We start from the raw sequence: 15,983 nt of genomic DNA, 5'->3' as shown, positions 1-15,983 counted from the left end.
GGAGGCCCGCCATGTCTGCGACCGCACCTGCCTCACCGTCCGCGTCGGCCGCGCGCACGGCGCCGTTCTTCGCCGCGTACGACGCGCTCCTCGCCCGCTGGCCCCTCCCGGTCGAGCCGGTCGACGTCCGCACCGCCCACGGCACCACCCGGGTCAACGCCTGCGGCCCGCGCGACGGCCACCCCCTCGTCCTGCTCCACGGCGGCGGCGCCACGTCCGCCATGTGGTTCGCCATCGCCCCCGCCCTGGCCGCCGCCGGGCACCGCGTCCTCGCCGTCGACCTCATCGGCGACCCGGGCCGCAGCGTCCACGACGGCGCCGCGCTCGGCGGCGTCCCCGGGCTCATGGCGTGGCTGGACGCCGTCCTCGACGGGCTCGGCGTCCAGGAGGCCGACCTCTGCGGCCACTCCTACGGCGCCTGGACCGCCGTCGAGTACGCGCTCCACGCGCCGGGACGGGTCGGACGCATCGCCCTGCTCGACCCCAACAACGTCTTCGCCGGCTTCCGCCCCGGCTACCTGCTGCGCGCCCTGCCGCTCTTCCTCCCCCGCCGCACCGCCGACCGCGCCCGCGCCTACCTCGCCTGGGAGAGCGGCGACACGCCCCGGCTCGACGCCGACTGCCGCGAGGTGTACGCGCTCGGGTACGCCGACTTCCCCGCCTCCCGCATCGTCACCGGCCCCCGCCCGACCGCCGACCGCCTGCGCACGCTCACCGCGCCGACGCTCGCCCTGTTCGCCGAACGCAGCCGCGCCCACGACGCCCACCGCGTCGCGGACGCCACCCGCCGCGCCCTGCCCGACGCCACCGTCACCGTCCTCCCGGGCCTGGCCCACCACAACCTGCCGGCAGCCGGGGCGGAGGAGGTCAACCGGCGGCTGACGGACTTCCTTTCGCGGACCAAGGGCTGATACTCGATCACGCGGGCGAGTAGCGCACGAACTCGTGGACCACGCCGGACGCCGGCCCCGGCTGCCGCCGGGAGCCTCAGGCGGCGCGGGTCAGCCGGTCCACCATCTCGGCCATCGCGTCGGCGGGCAGGCTCGGATTGCGGGCGGCGGCCGTGGCCGTGCGCGGGTCGTGCAGCGAGCTCGCCAACTGCTCGGCGGGGACTCGGGGGTGAGCTGCGACGGCGGCGCGGACGTCCACGTCGGGGTCGTCCAGGAGGCGCCGGACGGCTTCCTCCGTCAGGCGCGGGTCCGTCGCCGCCCTGCGGCGGACTTCGGGGCTCGGGTCGCGGGTGAAGCGCTCGACGAGGGCGGGGAGCGATTCCTCGTCGTCGAGGGCCAGGCGGCGCATGTGGGGGTCGGGGTCGTCGGCGAAGCGCAGGAGGCCCGTGCGGGGGAAGTTCGGGTGGCCGTGGGGGCGGTCGGGGTGGGAGAGGCTGCCGGTCCACCAGCGCCAGACGTCCAGGAGGAGTTCGGCGGGGGCGTCGTCGCAGGACTCGGCGAGGAAGAGGTGGACGACGCGGTCCTCGTCCGCGGCGAGCCGGGTCACGACGTCGGGCGGGAGCCGGCGGGCGCGGGCGACGCTACGGCGGATCGTGGGGTGGGCGGAGGCGGCCAGTTCGCGCATCGCGTCCGGGTCGGCCTGCCGGGCCAGCACCCAGGGGAGCGCATGATGGTATTCGTGCTCCTCAAGGTCGACGCGGACGGCGGCGCGACGCTCCTCGGTCAGATCGGGCCGGACGGACACCGTGAAGCGCACGTCCTCGTCCTCGTCCTCGGCCAGCAGGTCGACGACGTCCGCGGGCAGGTGCGGGTTGCGGGCGAGTGCCCCCCGCTCGCGGGCCGGAGAGGTCCGGGCCGACTCCCGTGCCAGGTCCGGTTCGAGGCGGCAGGTCGCGAGTACGACGTCGCGGCTCCCGAAGAGCGCGAGCACGTCGCGGGGCATCGGGTGATCGGCGTGGTGCAGAAGCAGCGCGACCTCACGGACCCGGCCGGCCGGGTCGGCGAGCAGTGAGTGCCGGGCCTCCTCGCCCAGGTGCGGCCAGGCCGCCGGGCAGGCCTCGGCGCGGACGGCCGGGTCCGCGTCGCCGGCGAGCCGGACGGCGAGCGCGACGGGCAGTCCGGGAAGGCGGGCCGCCTCGGCGCGGACCCGGGCGGAGGGGTCGGTCGCGAGCTGCCGCAGTACGTCGACGGGCAGTTCGGCGGCCCGGTCGGCCGCCATGACGGTGAGGGTCCAGCGGCGCCGGGCATCCGGCTCGTCCAGGATCAGCCGCACCCACCGGTCGGCGGTGATGCCCGGCTGGGACTCGGCCGCGCGGGCCCGGACCTTCCACTCGGGGTGGGCGAGCGCGGCCGCCACGGCCACGGGCGGGCGGGGGCTCCACAGGAGGGCGGGATACGCGCCGAGGAGGGCGGGCCACAAGGCGTCGGGCAGGGCCGGATTGGCGGCGAGGCCGTGCGCCCACGCGTCGCGCAGGTCGGGGGCGAGGGGCTCGTGGGTCACCGGGCGCCCTTCGAATCCGCGGTCAGGCCGGTGATCAGGGCGGTGAGGGCGGCCTGGAGGTCGGCACAGCGAGTGCCCGGGCCCCGGTCGGGGACCTCGGCGTGGACGCGAGTGAGGGCGGGGAGCGCCTGCGGATCCGCGGCGGCGAAGGCGGCGGCGCGCTGATTGGGCCGGCGGGGCGGGCTGACGGGGTGTTCGGAGAGGAGTTCGCCGAGCACCAGCTGCCAGCAGGAGCGGAACGCGGAGGCCGCGCGGGCCGGCGGGAGCCCGGCGGCCAGCAGGTCGGCGAGGCAGGCGTCGTTGAACGGCAGGGCGTTCTCGGCGACGAGTTCACCGCGGATGAGGACGTGCAGCACCCAGGCGTGGCCGGCCATGTAGTCGTGCGCGCCGAGCAGGCGGCGGAGCAGGCGGGCGGTCGGTTCCGCGCCGGGGACGTCCACCGGGAGGCCGGCGGCGATCTCCTCCAGTACGGCGAGCAGCAAGGTGTCGCGGTCGGCCACGTGCCGGTACAACGAGGCGGCGGCGGTGCCGAGTTCGGCCGCGACCGCGCGCATGGTGAGGGCGTCTATGCCGTCCCGCTCGATCACGCGGCGCCCGGCGGCGACCACGGCGGCGGTGGTGAGGCCCGGCCGGGGCCGCCGTGGGCCGTACCGGCCTCGCTCGGCGGCCGGTGCTCCGTCCGGTGACGCCCTCCGCTCAGACGCCTCCCGGTCCGACCTCCCCCGCTCGGGCATGTCCCGCTCAGGCACTTCCTGCTCTGGCCTCTCCCGTCCTGGCATCCCGTCATCCTGCCACGCCGGACCGGGCTTCCCACCTGCGCGCTTGCCGACCCATGCAAGTAAGGCTTACCTTACGCGAACAACGTTCGCATTCGGTGGTCGCCGTGCCCGAATCAGTCCTCTCCACACCGTTGACCACGACCACCGCCGCGCCGCCCGGGCCCGGCGGCCCGCGCAAGTCCCTCGTCCTCGCCACCGCGTGCCTGTGCCAGCTGATGGTCACGCTCGACGCCAGCATCGTGAACATCGCACTGCCCGCCATGGGCGGCTCCCTCGGCTTCGCCGACAGCGCGCTGCCGTGGGTGGTCAACGCCTACGCGCTCGCGTTCGGCGGACTGCTCCTGCTCGGCGGCCGGGTCGCCGACCTGGCCGGGCACCGCCGGGCGCTGCTCGCGGGACTGGTCCTGTTCGGCGTGGCGTCCGTACTCGGCGGCTTCGCGCAGACGCCCGCGCAGTTGATCGCCGCGCGTGCCGGACAGGGCGTCGCGAGCGCCGTCCTCGCCCCGATCGGCCTGACCCTGATCATGGTCACCTTCACCGAGGGCGCCGCCCGGGCCCGGGCGCTCGGCGTCTGGTCGATGGTGACGGCGGGCGGCAGCGCGCTCGGCGTGCTGCTCGGCGGCGTGCTGACCGATCTGCTCGACTGGCGCTGGGTGTTCTTCGTGAACGCCCCGCTCGTCCTGGTGGCCGCCGCCCTCGCGTCGCGCTCCGTCGCCACCGCCCGGCCGCCGCGCGCGGGACGACTCGACGTGGTCGGCGCCGCCCTCGGCACCGGTGCGATGAGCGTGCTCGTGTACGGGCTGATGTCGACCGACCGACACCCGTGGGGCTCGCCCCGGACCATCGCCACCCTCGGGACCGCCGTGCTGCTCGGCCTCGCGTTCCTCGGCTGGGAGGCCCGGTTCGCGTCCGCGCCGATCGTGCGGCTCGGCGTGCTGCGAGTGCGGACGGCGTGGGTCGCGAGCCTGATCGTCACCCTGATCGGCGCGGCGATGCTGGCCGGCTTCTACTTCTGCTCGCTGCACCTGCAGAACGTGCTGCACTACGGGCCACTCGCCGCGGGCGCCGCCTTCCTGCCGTTCTGCGCCGGGACGATGGCGGGCAGCATCACGGCCGGCCGCCTGGGCGCCCGCTTCGGCGGGCGGGCGACGCTCACCGGCGGGCTGGTGCTGGCCGGGCTCGGGATGCTGTGGTTCAGCGGGCTCAGGGTCTCGTCCGGCTATCTGACGGCGTTCGTCGGGCCGTCCGTGGTCGCCGGCGCCGGCGTCGGGATCTGCATGGTGGCCAACACGGCGATGGGCACGTCCGGCGTCGACCCGCGCGAGGCCGGGCTGGTCAGCGGGCTGCTGAACGCCGGGCGCCAGTGCGGCGGAAGCATCGGCCTCGCCGTGCTCTCCACCCTCGCCGTCGCGGCGACGCGGCACGCCGCGGCGGCCGGTGACTCCGCTCCGGCAGCGCTCGCGGCGGGCTACGACCGGGCGTTCGTCGTCACCGCCGTACTGCTGGCCGTGGCGGCGCTGATCGCGGTCGTGTTCGTCCCGGCGCCGCCGCGGCGGAAGGCGGCGGGCGTGTGACTCCCCTGGCCGCCGCAGCACCAGCCCGGGCGCTGCGGCGGCCCAACCCGGCTGCGCCGGGGGCGAGTTCAGCCACCGATGCAGTGGATCGGCTTAGTAGATCAGGTAGCCGGGGCGGTGCCCCTCGTCCTCGATCTCCCCGGTGGCCTGGACCCGCAGCTTGCGGGACAGCTCCTCCAGGGCGCGCGAGGCCGCGACCTCCTCGCCGATCCTGGCGAGCGGACGGTCGTCCGCGCTCTTCACCGACTCGCCGTGCGCACTGAGGCCCGGGGCCCTCGCGCCGGTCAGCCTCGCCTCGCACGTCGTGTGCACGCCGTCTTCGTCGAAGCTCAGCTCCACGTCCCACTGGTTGTGCATGCCACACCTCCTGGCACCGGCCCCCGTCGCGCCTGTCCCGGTCGGCACGGACGGTGCACCGCGGGCGGCCGCTCACACCAGCGTGCGCCCGCCGCGCCCACCCCGGCAAGCGCGGGGGCCGGCTCCGGGTCCGACCGGCTCCGGCGCCCCCGCGCTGGGCGGGCCTGCGCTGGGCGGCCCTGCGCTGGACGGTCCCGCGTTGGACGGTTGCGCCTGGACCGTCCCGCCGTCGAACGGCCCCGTCGGCGCCCCGGCGGTAGGCTGACGGAAGGCGCCGCGACCGCTGCCCGACCCCAGGACCGCCGACGCGGCGCAGGCAGCGATCCGCCGAACGGCGACCGGCAACCGGCGATCGGCGACGTCGGGGCAGCGACACACCGGGTGGTCCCTCCGTGGCGGTCTTCCTCCTCGCTCTGAGCGCCGCCTGCTGCCTGGGCCTCGGGTTCGTCCTCCAGCAGCACGCCGCGCAGCGGGCCCCACGTGCCGACATGCTGCACTGGCGACTGCTGCTGGACCTGATGCGGATGCCCGAATGGCTGCTCGGCACCGGGTTCATGGTCAGCGGACTGATCCTCTCCGCGCTCGCGCTCAACAAGGGCGAGGTGTCGCTCGTCGAACCGCTGCTCGCGACCAACCTCCTGTTCGCCATGGCCCTCTCCCGCATGCTGACCCGTCAGACCCTCGGCCGCTCGGGCTGGGCCGGAGTCCTGTTGCTGGGGCTCGGGGTGACGGCGTTCATCGTGGCCGGGCAGCCCTCCGGGGGCGGAGCGCCCGCCGGGGAAATGCGGCACTGGCTGGTGGTCGGCACCGTCGTCGGGCTCGTCCTGCTGCTGGTGTCGGCGGCCCGGAAACTGCCGCTCTTCGAGGAGGCGACGCTGCTGGCCCTCGCCGCCGGCCTCCTGTATGGACTGCAGGACGCACTGACCCGCACCACCACCCAACGGCTCGACCACGACGGGCTCTCCGCCGTGCTGCGCACCTGGCAGCCGTACGCCGTGATCGTGGCGGGCGTCATCGGGCTGCTGCTCGTGCAGAGCGCCTTCGAGGCCGCGCCGCTGCGGATGTCCCTGCCCGCGCTCACCGCCGCCCAGCCGATCGCCGGAATCGCCTGCGCGGTCGGCTTCCTCGGCGACCGGCTACGGGTGACCCCGAGCGCACTCGCCTGGGAGTCCCTGGGACTGGTCGCGATCGTGGTCGGCGTGATCGTGATCGGCCGCCACCCGGCGATGCCCGGCACCGTCCGCGACACCCTGGAGAGCATCGGCGCGCCCCCGGACGACCGCCTCGACGACGGCACGCCGGAGAGCGGTGCCCCCGACGGCGGGACGGACGGCGGCGCGAGCATCCGGACGGACGGCGGCGCGAGCAGCACCCCCGACAGCCGGACGGTCGGCCCGACCGGCCGCAACGTGAACGGCCCAGCGGACAACCGGACGGACGACGGCCCGGCGGACGGCCCTGTTGACGGCCCACCCGACAGCCCACTCGACGGCCCGCCCGACGGCCCGGCGAAAGGCTAGGCAGCCGGATGTGCTGGAGCGCGCAGGCGGACGCGGTGGCCGGTGGGGTCATCGTGGGCCTCGGAGTCGCGTGCCTGGTCCGCGCCCGCCGTTCCGGCCGCCCGCAGCGGCTGCCGCTCGCCGCGCTCCCGCTCGTGCTGGGCGCGCACCAACTGATCGAGGCGGTCGTCTGGCTCGGCGCGGACGGCGATCTGCCCGCCGCCCTCGCCGACTGGGCGCGCACCGCCTGGGCGGCGATCGCCCTGCCGCTCCTGCCCGTGTACGTCCCGGCCGCCGTGTGGTGCGCGAGCACCGAACCGGGCCACCCGGCCGGACCGGACCGCCGTCGCGTGCTGTCGGGCCTCACCCTGCTCGGCACGGTCGTCACCGTCCCGCTCGCCATCGCCGTCGCCGCCCACCCGGTCGTGGCCACCGAGCACGGCCACACCCTGACGTACGGCATCGGCGTGCCGCACCCGGCCGTCCTCCTGGCCGGCTATCTCCTCACCACCATCGGTTCCCTCCTCATCAGCGGCGACCGCGACCTGCGCCGCCTCGGAATCCTGACCGGCCTGGCCGCCGCCCTCTGCGCCCTGCTCTGGCGGATCGCCTTCCTCTCCACGTGGTGCGCCCTCGCGGCGCTGGTCAGCGTGCTGCTCGTGCACTGGGCGGGCCGCCCTCCGTACGCGCCGACGCCGGGTGGTAGCGGGCGTCCTTCCGGGGCCAGTCGTGCGCGAGGAACGGCGGCCGGTCCACCCGGTCGAAGCACCGCACCAGGAACTCGGTGAACGTCCCCGCGGTCTCGAACCACTCGCCGCACTCACTCCACACGATGATCCGCCAGTCGTCCGGATCCGGTTCCTCGGCGAGGAACCAATACGTGTTGGCCTGTCCGTCGGCCCCCCACAGGACGAGCCCGCCCGCCTCGGGATGGAACGGCCACGGAAAGCGCTCGTAGTCCTCCGGCCCTCGCGGCCACCCGTGCTTCCAGAGCCGCTCGGCCTCCTCTGTGCTCCCCTCCATCGGCCGCTCCAACTGCAGGTACTCGTCGACCGTGCCCGAGCCGTAGAGGTCCAGGAAGGCCTTGTAGTCCGTCGGTAGTCGGAACCCGAGCCAGGCTTCCGAGGCCGCCCAGAGCTCAGGCTGCGCCGACCCCCACGTCGCGGGCTCGCCCAGCAGTTGCCTCAGTTGGCCAAGCGCTCTGCCAGCCATGGCCGCACCCCCTTCCGATTCGTACGAGCCGCATACTGCGCCGCCCCACTGACAGCCCCCAGCCCCTCACCGACGCCTCCCCCTGCCGCACGGCTCCGCCTACCCCCGCGCGGGCTCCGCTGCCCGGTCGGGTTCGTCCGCCACCGCCGGGGCGCGGCCGCGCAGGCGGTCCATCTCGCGCCACTCCCGGCGGAGACCGGCCGCGCCCGTGGTCGCGAAGTACAGGACCCCGGACGCGACCAGCACGGGTATCAGCCCGACCAGCGCCACCGCCGCGCCGGCGAGGAGGCCGCCGAGGGGGATCCCGGCCCAGGCGAGGGAGTCGCCGAGGGCATGGACGCGGCCCAGGAGCGGGCGGGGCACCCGCTCGAAGAGCACCGCGCCGAGGATCGGGTTCAGGAAGCCCGAGCCGAAACCCGCCACCGCGAACACCGCCACCACCGTCCACAGCGGGGCGCCGGACGCGAGCACGAGGAAGCGCGGTGCCCCGGCGAGCAGGAAGCCGGCGAAGAAGACGGCGCGGCGCGGCAGCCGGTGGGCGACGCCCGCCGCGATCAGGCTGCCGGCCACCGCCGCGATCCCCATGGCACTGCCGGTGAGGCCGATCGCCGCCGGGCCGTTCCCGGAGTCCTGCGCCCAGACCGGGACCAGCACGGTCGCGAAGCCGGCGTCCAGCAGGTTGGTGATGCCGATCGTCACGATGACGGTGAGCAGCAGCGGTTCGGCGCGCAGGAAGGCGAAGCCCTCGCGGAACATCCGCCAGTACCCGCCGCCGCCCGGTCCGGCCATGCCCGGTTCGACCGCACCCGGTCCGGCAGCACCGGCCCCGGTGGCCGGCACCGCCGTCCGCCCCATCCCGCGCGGCAGCGCGAGGGCGATGATCAGCGAACCCAGTGCGAACGCCGCCGCGTTGACCACCACGCCGGCCATCGGGCCCGCCATCGCGACGAGCCCTCCGCCGACCGCCGGGCCGAGCGTGGAGGCAAGCCGCTCGGTGACGCCGGAGAGCCCGGTGGCGCGCTCCAGCGGCACCCGCGCGCGGTCCGCCGCCTCCGGCACCATGACGGACTTGGCGAGGTCCCCGGGGCCGCGCATCGCGCCGATCACCGCGACCATCCCGAGCAGCAGCCCGAACGGCAGCAGCCCCAGCGCGTGCAGCAGCGGCACCAGTCCGGCCGCGACGGCACTCACGGCGTCCGTCGTCCAGGAGACGACGCGCGGGCCGAGACGGTCGACCAGGGGCCCGGTCAACGCCTTGACCAGCACGTACGGCGTCATCTCGGCGAAGGCGACCAGACCCGTCATGGTGGCGCTGCCGGTCGTCGCGAGGACGAACCAGGGCAGCGCGACGGCCGAGACCCGGGTGCCCGTCAGCGAGACGGCCGAGGAGGCCAGCACCCCGACCAGCGGCCGGAGGCTCCGTGCGGGGCCGACGGCGGCGGTGGTCATCCTTGCTCCCCCTCCTGGTCGTCCACCTGGTCGTCCACCTGGTCGGCGTCCGCCGTGGCCTTCGGCTCGGGCAGCACGTGGACGACGACGGCCACCGGCTCGGCGCCCCCGGGCACCGGGCCCTCAGCGTCCAGCCGCCGGTAGCGCGCGACCACGGCGGCCAGGTCGTCGGCCAGTTGCCCGGCCTCCTCCGGCGTCAGGCGGAGCACCAGATCGCTCAGGTCGACCGCCTTGCGCCACTCGCGCGGCATCGTCTCGAAGGCGTTGAGCGCGCGCTGCCCGGTCAACGTGTGCGCGGCGAGGACGGACCGCAGGTACCCGACGACCGTCTCCGGCTCTTCGTCGGCCTGGTCCTCCCCCGTCCAGACCGTGAGCGTGTGCACCGACCGCCACCACCGCTCGCGCGCGTTGCCGCGCCCGGGATCCTCCTCGACGAAGCCCGCGGCGGCGAGCTGGCGGAGGTGGTAGCTCGTGGCCCCCGAGTTCAGCCCCAGCTGCTCGGCGAGCCTCGTCGCCGTGGACGGGCCCTGCTTGCGCAGCAGCCCGACCAGTTGCATGCGCACTGGGTGGGCCATCGCGCGCATGCCCTTGGCGGTGAGTACGGCGTGCGGGTCGTCACTGTGCATCCAGCCACGGTCATCGGTCATGGCATGAGCGTAGGACCGCAAAGAATTCTTTGCAAAGGGTTTTTTGCGAAGAACTCTTTGCGGTCCACGCGAGGCACCGCGGACCGGACCGGACTCCACCCCGCGCGTCACCGAACTCCACCGGACGCGTCACTCGTGGGCGACCGCCAGGATCAGGACCACCGTCAGCCCGCCCCCGGGCGTCGCCTCCACCGCGACCCGCCCGCCGGACGACAGCACCAGGCCGTGCAGCGCGGGCCCGACCGGCCCGTCCGGCCGCACGCCCGCGAGCAGCCACTCCCGCGCCTCCGGGAGCTCGCACGCGCCGCGGTCCGCGACCCGGATCTCCACCCGCCCGCGCGCCCGCCCGAACCCGCCGGGGCCGCCACCGGCGCCCGGCCCGAGGCCCAAGCCCAATGCCCCCAGCCCCGGCAGCGCCGGCGCGGCCACCGCCTCCGCCCGCACCAGCACCCGTTCGCCGACCGGGCTGCGCCGGACCGCGTGGTCGACCAGCCCGCCGAGCGCCGCCTCCAGCCGCCGGGCGTCCCCGGCCACCACCGGCAGCCCGGGCGCGACGCGGACCGTCACCGCCGCCGACCGCCCGCCGCCGCGGACCACCCGGCGCACCACCTCGGCGACCTGGACGTGCCGCGCCTGCGGCTCGCACCCGGTCTTCCGGTCCGTCCAGCCGAGGCGCACCAGCTCCGGCCGCGAGAGCGTCCGCGGCCCGGCCATCACCCCCGGGTGGAACGTTCCGGCGACACCGTCCCGGCCGCCTGTGCCCACGCTCCGGGCGCCGCCCGACCGCCCGAATCCGCCCGGCCGCCCGAACGCGCCGAACGCGCCGGACCACCCGAACCCGCCCGGCCGCCCGTGGCCGTCGGAACCGCCGAAGGCACCGAGCACCCGCGCCCCCGACGCGACGTAGCCCCAGAGCTTCCCGCGTGTCATCGCCCTGCCCCTCGCACATCACCGGCGGCCGTCGTCAGCACCGCGGCCGGCCGGAGCGGGCCGCTTCCCCGGCCCTCCCGCCCAGCCTGCGCCCCCTCCGCCCGGGTGACAATCGGGCCAGGGGGCGCGAAACGGGCGCATTCCCCCGCCGAGCGGCCGGTCGCGCACCCCCCGACCGGCGGGGAACGGGCAAACCGGCCGAGAACGGGACAGGCACCGACAGGAGAGCCAGCCGAGAACGAGGCAGGTACCGACCGGAGAACCAGAGCAGAACACGGCAGCGAGCGCACCGGGAACGAGACCGGAAACCAGCACAGGCGGGCCGTCGACCCCCCGCCCTAAACTGGCCCCATGCCCCGGCTCAACGACCAGGTGCGGGAGCTGCTCCAGGAGTACGCCGACCTGATCAACATCACCGGCGGGGACGCGTTCCGGGCCCGCGCCTACGAGAAGGCCGCACGCGCGGTGGGCGGTCACCCGGAGGACGTCGCCGGACTGGACGCCAAGGGCCTCCAGCAGATCCCCGGCGTCGGCAAGTCCACCGCGGAGAAGGTCGCCGAGTACCTCTCCACCGGTCGGATCGGCGCGCTGGAACAGCTGCGCGCCGAAATCCCGTCCGGTGTGCGGGAGATGATGGCCGTCCCCAGCGTCGGCCCGAAGCGTGCCCTCGCCCTCTACCGCGACCTCGGGATCGCGTCCGTCGACGAGCTGGCCGAGGCGATCCGCGGCGACCGGCTCGGCGGCGTGGCCGGTTTCGGCGAGCGCAGCGGCGAGAAGATCCTGCACGGCATCGAGTTGATGCGGCAGTCCGGCGGGCGCACCCTGCTGGACGCCGCGACCGAGCTCGCCGAGCAGCTCGTGGCCGCGATCTCCGCCGTGCCCGGCTGCACCCGCTGCGCGTACGCGGGTTCGCTGCGCCGGATGCGCGAGACGGTCGGCGACATCGACGTCCTCGCGACCGCCGAGGACTCCGCCCCGCTGATGGCCGCGCTCACCGAACTCCCCTACGTGGCCGAGGTGATAGCGAGCGGGCCGACCAAGACCTCGGTGCTCACCACCGGCGGCGTCCAGGTGGACCTGCGGGTGGTGCCCGAGGAGGACTGGGGTGCGGCGCTCGTCTACTTCACCGGGTCGAAGGCGCACAACATCAAGCTGCGCACGATGGCCGTCCGGGCCGGCCTGAAGCTGTCCGAGTACGGCCTCTTCGAGGTGGGCGGCGAAGCGGAGGGCAAGACCGACGGCAGGACCAAGGGAAGAGCGGCCGAGGGCGCCAAGGTCGTGTCCGCGACGGAGGACGAGGTGTACGCGGCGCTCGGCCTGCCCTGGATCGCGCCGCCGCTGCGCGAGGACCGGGGCGAGGTCGAGGCGGCACTGCGCGGCGAACTCCCGGACCTGGTCCAGGAGTCGGACCTGCGCGGCGACCTCCACACGCACACCGACCTGACCGACGGGCTGGCCACGCTGGAGGAGATGATCGACACCGCCGCCGCCCGCGGCTACGCGTACTACGCCGTCACCGACCACGCGCCCGACCTCGTCATGCAGCGGATGACCGACGAGAAGATGCTCGCCCAGCGCGAGCAGCTGCGCCGACTGGCGGCCCGGCACAAGAAGTTGCGCCTCCTGCACGGCACCGAGCTGAACATCGGCCCGGACGGCGGCGTCGACTGGCCGCCCGAGTTCCTGGCCGGCTTCGACGTGTGCGTGGCCTCGGTGCACTCGCACTTCGGCCTCGACCGCGCCGCCCAGACCCGCCGCCTGGTCCGCGCCTGCGAGAACCCGTACGTGCACGTCATCGGCCACCTCACCACCCGCAGGATCGGGCGGCGCGGCCCGATCGACGTCAACCTGAACGCGGTGTTCGAGGCCGCCGCGCGCACCGGGACGGCGATCGAGATCAACAGCTCCCCGCAGCGCCTGGACCTGCGCGACGAGGACGTGCTGCGGGCGAAGAAGCACGGCGTGCGCTTCAGCATCGACAGCGACGCGCACGCGACGCCACACCTGGCCTACCCGCGGTTCGGCATCGGCACGGCGCAGCGCGCGTGGCTCACCGCCGAGGACGTCGTCAACACCTGGACGTGGCAACGGCTGAAGCGCTTCCTCCGCAAGGACGCGCTGCGCTGAGAACCGCCGGGCGGCCCCGCCGCACCAGGACCGCCCGGGGAGGTCAGCCGAACGACGCCCCCGGCGAGGCGAGCACGCGCGCCGCGCTGCGGTGTCCGAGCCCGGCGGCCAGGTGGAGGTCGCCGGTGTCCAGGAAGCCGGCGAGGAACCCCGCCGCGAACGCGTCCCCCGCGCCGGTCAGGTCGCGCACGTCGGCCACCGGCGGCACCGCCACCGTGAACGGCGGCTCGCCCGGCACGTCGACGGTGGTCGCGTCGGCGCCCGCCTTGGTGACGACCGTGGTGGCGGCGAGGCGGGCCCGTTCCGGCCCGGGCGTCCCGTCGGCCAGCAGTCCGAGGTAGGCGGACTCGGAGCGGTTGGCGAACACGAAGGTCGGCGCCAACTCGGCCAGCAGGCCGAGGAACCGCTCCCGTCCGAACTGTTCCAGCATGCCCGTCGACGAGGCGTCCACCGAGGTGGTGCCGCCCGCCTGCCGCACCCGGGCGAGCGCGTCGACGGCGCTGCGGCCGACGGGCTCGCCGTCGAAGGAGTAGGCGGGCACGTGCAGGTGGCTCAGGCCGGCCAGCCACGCGTCCGGCACGCGGTCCAGCAGCGTGGCGGCGCCCCGGTCGGGCAGCATGGTGCGCTCGCCGTCGCGGTCGATGAGCACCACGACGCTGCCGGTCCGGCCGCGCCGCTCGACGCGCACGTCCACGCCGTGGCCGGTCAGTTCGGCGACGACGCCGTCGCCGACCGGGTCGTCCCCGACGCAGCCGATGAAGCGGGCCGGGACCTGCCCGGCCGCGAAGCACGCGACGTTGGCGGCGCTGCCGCCGCGCCGGCGGAACACCCGCGCGGCGGAGTCGGTGCCGTGGCGCAGCGGGCCGTCGACCCACACGACGACGTCCTCGACGAGGTCGCCGAGCACCCCCAGCACGGCTCAGGCCTTTCGCGCGGCGGCGAGCGCGGTCGCGATCTCGCCGCCGAGGCGGACGTTGCCGCGGTAGACCTCGACGTTGACCTCCAGGCTGCGGCCCTGCGTGTCGCGCTGGATGAAGTCGAGCAGGAACGGCGTGGACGCGTTGCCGGTGACGCCCCGGCGGTCGGCCTCGGCCCAGGCGCGGGCGAGGATGCCGTCGAGCTCCTCCGGGGGGAGCTGCTCGGCGGGGTCGACCGGGTTGGCGATCAGGACGGCCTGCGGGAGGCCGAGGCCGTCGCGCGCGTCGATGACGCGGGCGGCTTCCTCGGGCGAGTCGACGCGGAAGGCGATCTCGTGGCCGGAGTCGGTGACGTAGAAGCCGGGGTACTTGGTGGTGCGGTAGCCGATGACCGGGATGTTGAAGGTCTCGAAGCGCTCCAGGGTGGCCCGGATGTCGAGGATCGACTTCACGCCGGCGCTGATGACGGTGACCGGGGTGGCGGCCAGCGTGGTCATGTCGGCCGACTCGTCGAAGCTCTCGGAGGCGCCGAAGTGCACGCCGCCGAGGCCGCCGGTGGAGAACACCCGGACGCCCGCGCGGTGGGCGAGGAAGGCGGTGGCGGCGACGGTGGTGCCGCCGTGCCGGCCGAACGCCGCGACCACCGGGAGGTCGCGCAGGCTGACCTTGTCGATGCCGTCCGTGGCGGACAGTTCGGTGATCTGCTCGGTGCTCAGGCCCACCGTCGGCACGCCCGCGTGGACGCCGATGGTCGCCGGGACGACGCCCGCCTCGCGCAGCCGTTCCTCGGCCTCCAGTGCCACGGCGAGGTTGCGGGGGCGCGGCAGGCCGTGGGTGAAGATGGTCGATTCGAGGGCGACGACGGGCGTGCCCTCGGCGACCGCCCGGGCGACCTCGTCGGAGACCCGGATGGCCTCGGGGCTGGGGGTGGCCTCGGAGTTGGGCGCGGTGAGTCCGGTCATGGTGGACGCTCTCTGTGACATGCCACTGCGGCGGGGCAAGGTGATGATCAGCGTACGGACGGCTCGGATCGGGATCCAGAATGAGTACTGCCCCTTCCCATAGGCTTTGAACTATGGGTTTGACCTAGGCTTCGGACCATGGGTTTCACCTTGCGTCAGCTGGAGGTCTTCCTCGTCGTCGCCGACACGCTGCACTTCGGCCGGGCCGCCGAGCGGCTGCACGTCTCGCAGCCGACGGTCAGCCAGGAGGTCGCCCGGCTGGAGCGGACGGTCGGCGTCGAGCTGTTCGACCGCAGCCGCCGGTCGGTCCGCCTGACCGAGGCCGGCGAGGTGATGGCCGCCGAGAGCGCCCGGCTGCTCGAACAGGCCGGGGCGCTGCTGGCCCGGGTGCGGCTGCACGAGGAGTCCCGGCTGGGCACCGCCCGGATCGTCGCCTCGCCGAGCGTGGTCAACCGGCTCCTGCCGGCCGTGATCAGCCGGGCCGAACAGGAGCTGCCCGCGCTGGTGGCGGCCGAACTCGCGGTCGACACCGGGCAGGTGTCCGCCACCCTGGCCGCCGAACTCGCCGACATCGGCCTCGGCCGCTTCCTCGCCGAGGTGCCCGGCTACCGGCTGGAACGGATCGCCGACGAGCCGGTCCGGGTGGCGCTCGGCCGCGACCACCCGCTCGCCGGGCGGGACGCCGTCCGGCTCGCCGAACTGCGCGACCTGCCCCTGCTGCTGTGGCCGCGCGAACAGCACCCGCGCTACTACGACCACGTCCTCGGCCTGTGCGCCGACCGCGGCGTGGACCCGCCGGTGCTGGTCAGCCCGCCGCGGATCGTCGGCTCCCGGCTCTACCTGCTCGCCCGCAACCGCGCGTTCTCGCTCGTCCCCGGCTCGATGACCGGCCACCTCACCGGCGACGTCGCCACCGTCCGCCTGGAGGGCCGGGCCACCCTGCCGCTGGAGATGCAGTGGCGCCTCGACGACCGCCGGCCCCGGCTCGCGGCGCTGCGCGACCTGATCCGGCAGGAGGCGGCGGCGCTGGAGTCGGACCGCTGAATCCGACCTCGCCGAAATGTGCCTTGACGGCCCGG

At 75.2% G+C, this 15,983-nt stretch carries 13 protein-coding genes and 2 pseudogenes; 6 read left to right on the top strand and 9 right to left on the bottom strand.

The genetic code is table 11. The features are described from left to right. Nucleotides 1-11: 11 nt before the first annotated feature. Nucleotides 12-911, top strand: a complete 900-nt coding sequence (locus ACFV4F_RS23625) for an alpha/beta fold hydrolase (RefSeq protein WP_380505223.1) — start codon at nucleotides 12-14, stop codon at nucleotides 909-911. Nucleotides 912-987: 76 nt separating this feature from the next. On the opposite strand, the gene ACFV4F_RS23620 is transcribed toward ACFV4F_RS23625, so the two are convergent. Next, nucleotides 988-2,451, bottom strand: a complete 1,464-nt coding sequence (locus ACFV4F_RS23620; protein WP_380505220.1) for a PE-PGRS family protein — start codon at nucleotides 2,449-2,451, stop codon at nucleotides 988-990. Further along, nucleotides 2,448-3,059 (bottom strand): TetR/AcrR family transcriptional regulator, encoded by a 612-nt coding sequence (locus ACFV4F_RS23615; RefSeq protein WP_380444926.1) that lies wholly within the window; start codon nucleotides 3,057-3,059, stop codon nucleotides 2,448-2,450. The genes ACFV4F_RS23620 and ACFV4F_RS23615 overlap by 4 nt, the downstream gene beginning before the upstream one ends. 275 nt (nucleotides 3,060-3,334) lie before the next feature. Between ACFV4F_RS23615 and ACFV4F_RS23610 the strand changes: the two genes are divergently transcribed. Beyond that, complete coding sequence (locus ACFV4F_RS23610; RefSeq protein ID WP_380505217.1) at nucleotides 3,335-4,804, top strand: MFS transporter; 1,470 nt, start codon at nucleotides 3,335-3,337, stop codon at nucleotides 4,802-4,804. Nucleotides 4,805-4,897: 93 nt separating this feature from the next. Here ACFV4F_RS23610 and ACFV4F_RS23605 read toward each other — a convergent pair whose 3' ends face one another. Beyond that, complete coding sequence (locus ACFV4F_RS23605; RefSeq protein WP_380444924.1) at nucleotides 4,898-5,161, bottom strand: dsRBD fold-containing protein; 264 nt, start codon at nucleotides 5,159-5,161, stop codon at nucleotides 4,898-4,900. Nucleotides 5,162-5,553: 392 nt separating this feature from the next. Here ACFV4F_RS23605 and ACFV4F_RS23600 point away from each other — a divergent pair. Together ACFV4F_RS23600 and ACFV4F_RS23595 are read left to right on the top strand one after the other, a co-directional pair. Further along, nucleotides 5,554-6,393, top strand: a pseudogene (locus ACFV4F_RS23600) (DMT family transporter); the annotation flags it as partial. Between the two features lie 296 nt (nucleotides 6,394-6,689). Then, on the top strand, nucleotides 6,690-7,448 hold the full coding sequence (locus ACFV4F_RS23595) for a DUF6629 family protein (protein WP_380505214.1): 759 nt from the start codon (nucleotides 6,690-6,692) through the stop codon (nucleotides 7,446-7,448). A 46-nt stretch (nucleotides 7,449-7,494) separates the two neighbouring features. Here the strand turns inward: ACFV4F_RS23595 and ACFV4F_RS23590 are convergent. The 4 genes and pseudogenes from ACFV4F_RS23590 to ACFV4F_RS23575 form a co-directional block, all read right to left on the bottom strand. After that, a pseudogene (locus ACFV4F_RS23590) lies at nucleotides 7,495-7,872 on the bottom strand (hypothetical protein); the annotation flags it as partial. Between the two features lie 99 nt (nucleotides 7,873-7,971). Next, the gene (locus tag ACFV4F_RS23585; RefSeq protein WP_380505211.1) at nucleotides 7,972-9,321 is read right to left on the bottom strand and encodes an MFS transporter; all 1,350 of its coding nucleotides are present in this window, start codon (nucleotides 9,319-9,321) and stop codon (nucleotides 7,972-7,974) included. After that, on the bottom strand, nucleotides 9,318-9,968 hold the full coding sequence (locus tag ACFV4F_RS23580) for an ArsR/SmtB family transcription factor (protein WP_380505208.1): 651 nt from the start codon (nucleotides 9,966-9,968) through the stop codon (nucleotides 9,318-9,320). Before ACFV4F_RS23580 ends, ACFV4F_RS23585 begins: the two co-directional genes overlap by 4 nt. 129 nt (nucleotides 9,969-10,097) lie before the next feature. Continuing rightward, the gene (locus tag ACFV4F_RS23575) at nucleotides 10,098-10,898 is read right to left on the bottom strand and encodes a hypothetical protein (RefSeq protein WP_380505206.1); all 801 of its coding nucleotides are present in this window, start codon (nucleotides 10,896-10,898) and stop codon (nucleotides 10,098-10,100) included. A gap of 351 nt (nucleotides 10,899-11,249) precedes the next feature. Here ACFV4F_RS23575 and polX point away from each other — a divergent pair, with 351 nt between their 5' ends. Then, complete coding sequence (gene polX / locus ACFV4F_RS23570; RefSeq protein WP_380505203.1) at nucleotides 11,250-13,025, top strand: DNA polymerase/3'-5' exonuclease PolX; 1,776 nt, start codon at nucleotides 11,250-11,252, stop codon at nucleotides 13,023-13,025. 43 nt (nucleotides 13,026-13,068) lie between these two features. On the opposite strand, the gene ACFV4F_RS23565 is transcribed toward polX, so the two are convergent. Then, nucleotides 13,069-13,941: a carbohydrate kinase family protein gene (locus tag ACFV4F_RS23565; RefSeq protein ID WP_380498644.1), complete on the bottom strand. Its 873-nt coding sequence runs from the start codon at nucleotides 13,939-13,941 to the stop codon at nucleotides 13,069-13,071. Between the two features lie 3 nt (nucleotides 13,942-13,944). Then, entirely contained in the window at nucleotides 13,945-14,904 is a 960-nt protein-coding gene (locus ACFV4F_RS23560; protein WP_380505200.1) for a pseudouridine-5'-phosphate glycosidase, read from the bottom strand. A 138-nt stretch (nucleotides 14,905-15,042) separates the two neighbouring features. Here ACFV4F_RS23560 and ACFV4F_RS23555 point away from each other — a divergent pair, with 138 nt between their 5' ends. Continuing rightward, the gene (locus ACFV4F_RS23555) at nucleotides 15,043-15,948 is read left to right on the top strand and encodes a LysR family transcriptional regulator (RefSeq protein WP_380505198.1); all 906 of its coding nucleotides are present in this window, start codon (nucleotides 15,043-15,045) and stop codon (nucleotides 15,946-15,948) included. Nucleotides 15,949-15,983: the final 35 nt, after the last annotated feature.

This window comes from Kitasatospora sp. NPDC059722, from assembly GCF_042733235.1.
Lineage (GTDB): Bacteria > Actinomycetota > Actinomycetes > Streptomycetales > Streptomycetaceae > Kitasatospora.
Note: the sequence above shows the minus strand (reverse complement) of the source record. Positions and strands in the feature narration are given on the sequence as shown.

What these genes read in the sequence shown, in the direction of transcription:
- ACFV4F_RS23625 (WP_380505223.1), top strand. Translation starts at nt 12, where the DNA reads ATGTCTGCGACCGCACCTGCCTCACCGTCCGCGTCGGCCGCGCGCACG.
- ACFV4F_RS23605 (WP_380444924.1), bottom strand. Translation starts at nt 5,161, where the DNA reads ATGCACAACCAGTGGGACGTGGAGCTGAGCTTCGACGAAGACGGCGTG.
- ACFV4F_RS23595 (WP_380505214.1), top strand. Translation starts at nt 6,690, where the DNA reads ATGTGCTGGAGCGCGCAGGCGGACGCGGTGGCCGGTGGGGTCATCGTG.
- ACFV4F_RS23585 (WP_380505211.1), bottom strand. Translation starts at nt 9,321, where the DNA reads ATGACCACCGCCGCCGTCGGCCCCGCACGGAGCCTCCGGCCGCTGGTC.
- ACFV4F_RS23580 (WP_380505208.1), bottom strand. Translation starts at nt 9,968, where the DNA reads ATGACCGATGACCGTGGCTGGATGCACAGTGACGACCCGCACGCCGTA.
- ACFV4F_RS23575 (WP_380505206.1), bottom strand. Translation starts at nt 10,898, where the DNA reads ATGACACGCGGGAAGCTCTGGGGCTACGTCGCGTCGGGGGCGCGGGTG.
- polX (WP_380505203.1), top strand. Translation starts at nt 11,250, where the DNA reads ATGCCCCGGCTCAACGACCAGGTGCGGGAGCTGCTCCAGGAGTACGCC.
- ACFV4F_RS23560 (WP_380505200.1), bottom strand. Translation starts at nt 14,904, where the DNA reads ATGACCGGACTCACCGCGCCCAACTCCGAGGCCACCCCCAGCCCCGAG.
- ACFV4F_RS23555 (WP_380505198.1), top strand. Translation starts at nt 15,043, where the DNA reads ATGGGTTTCACCTTGCGTCAGCTGGAGGTCTTCCTCGTCGTCGCCGAC.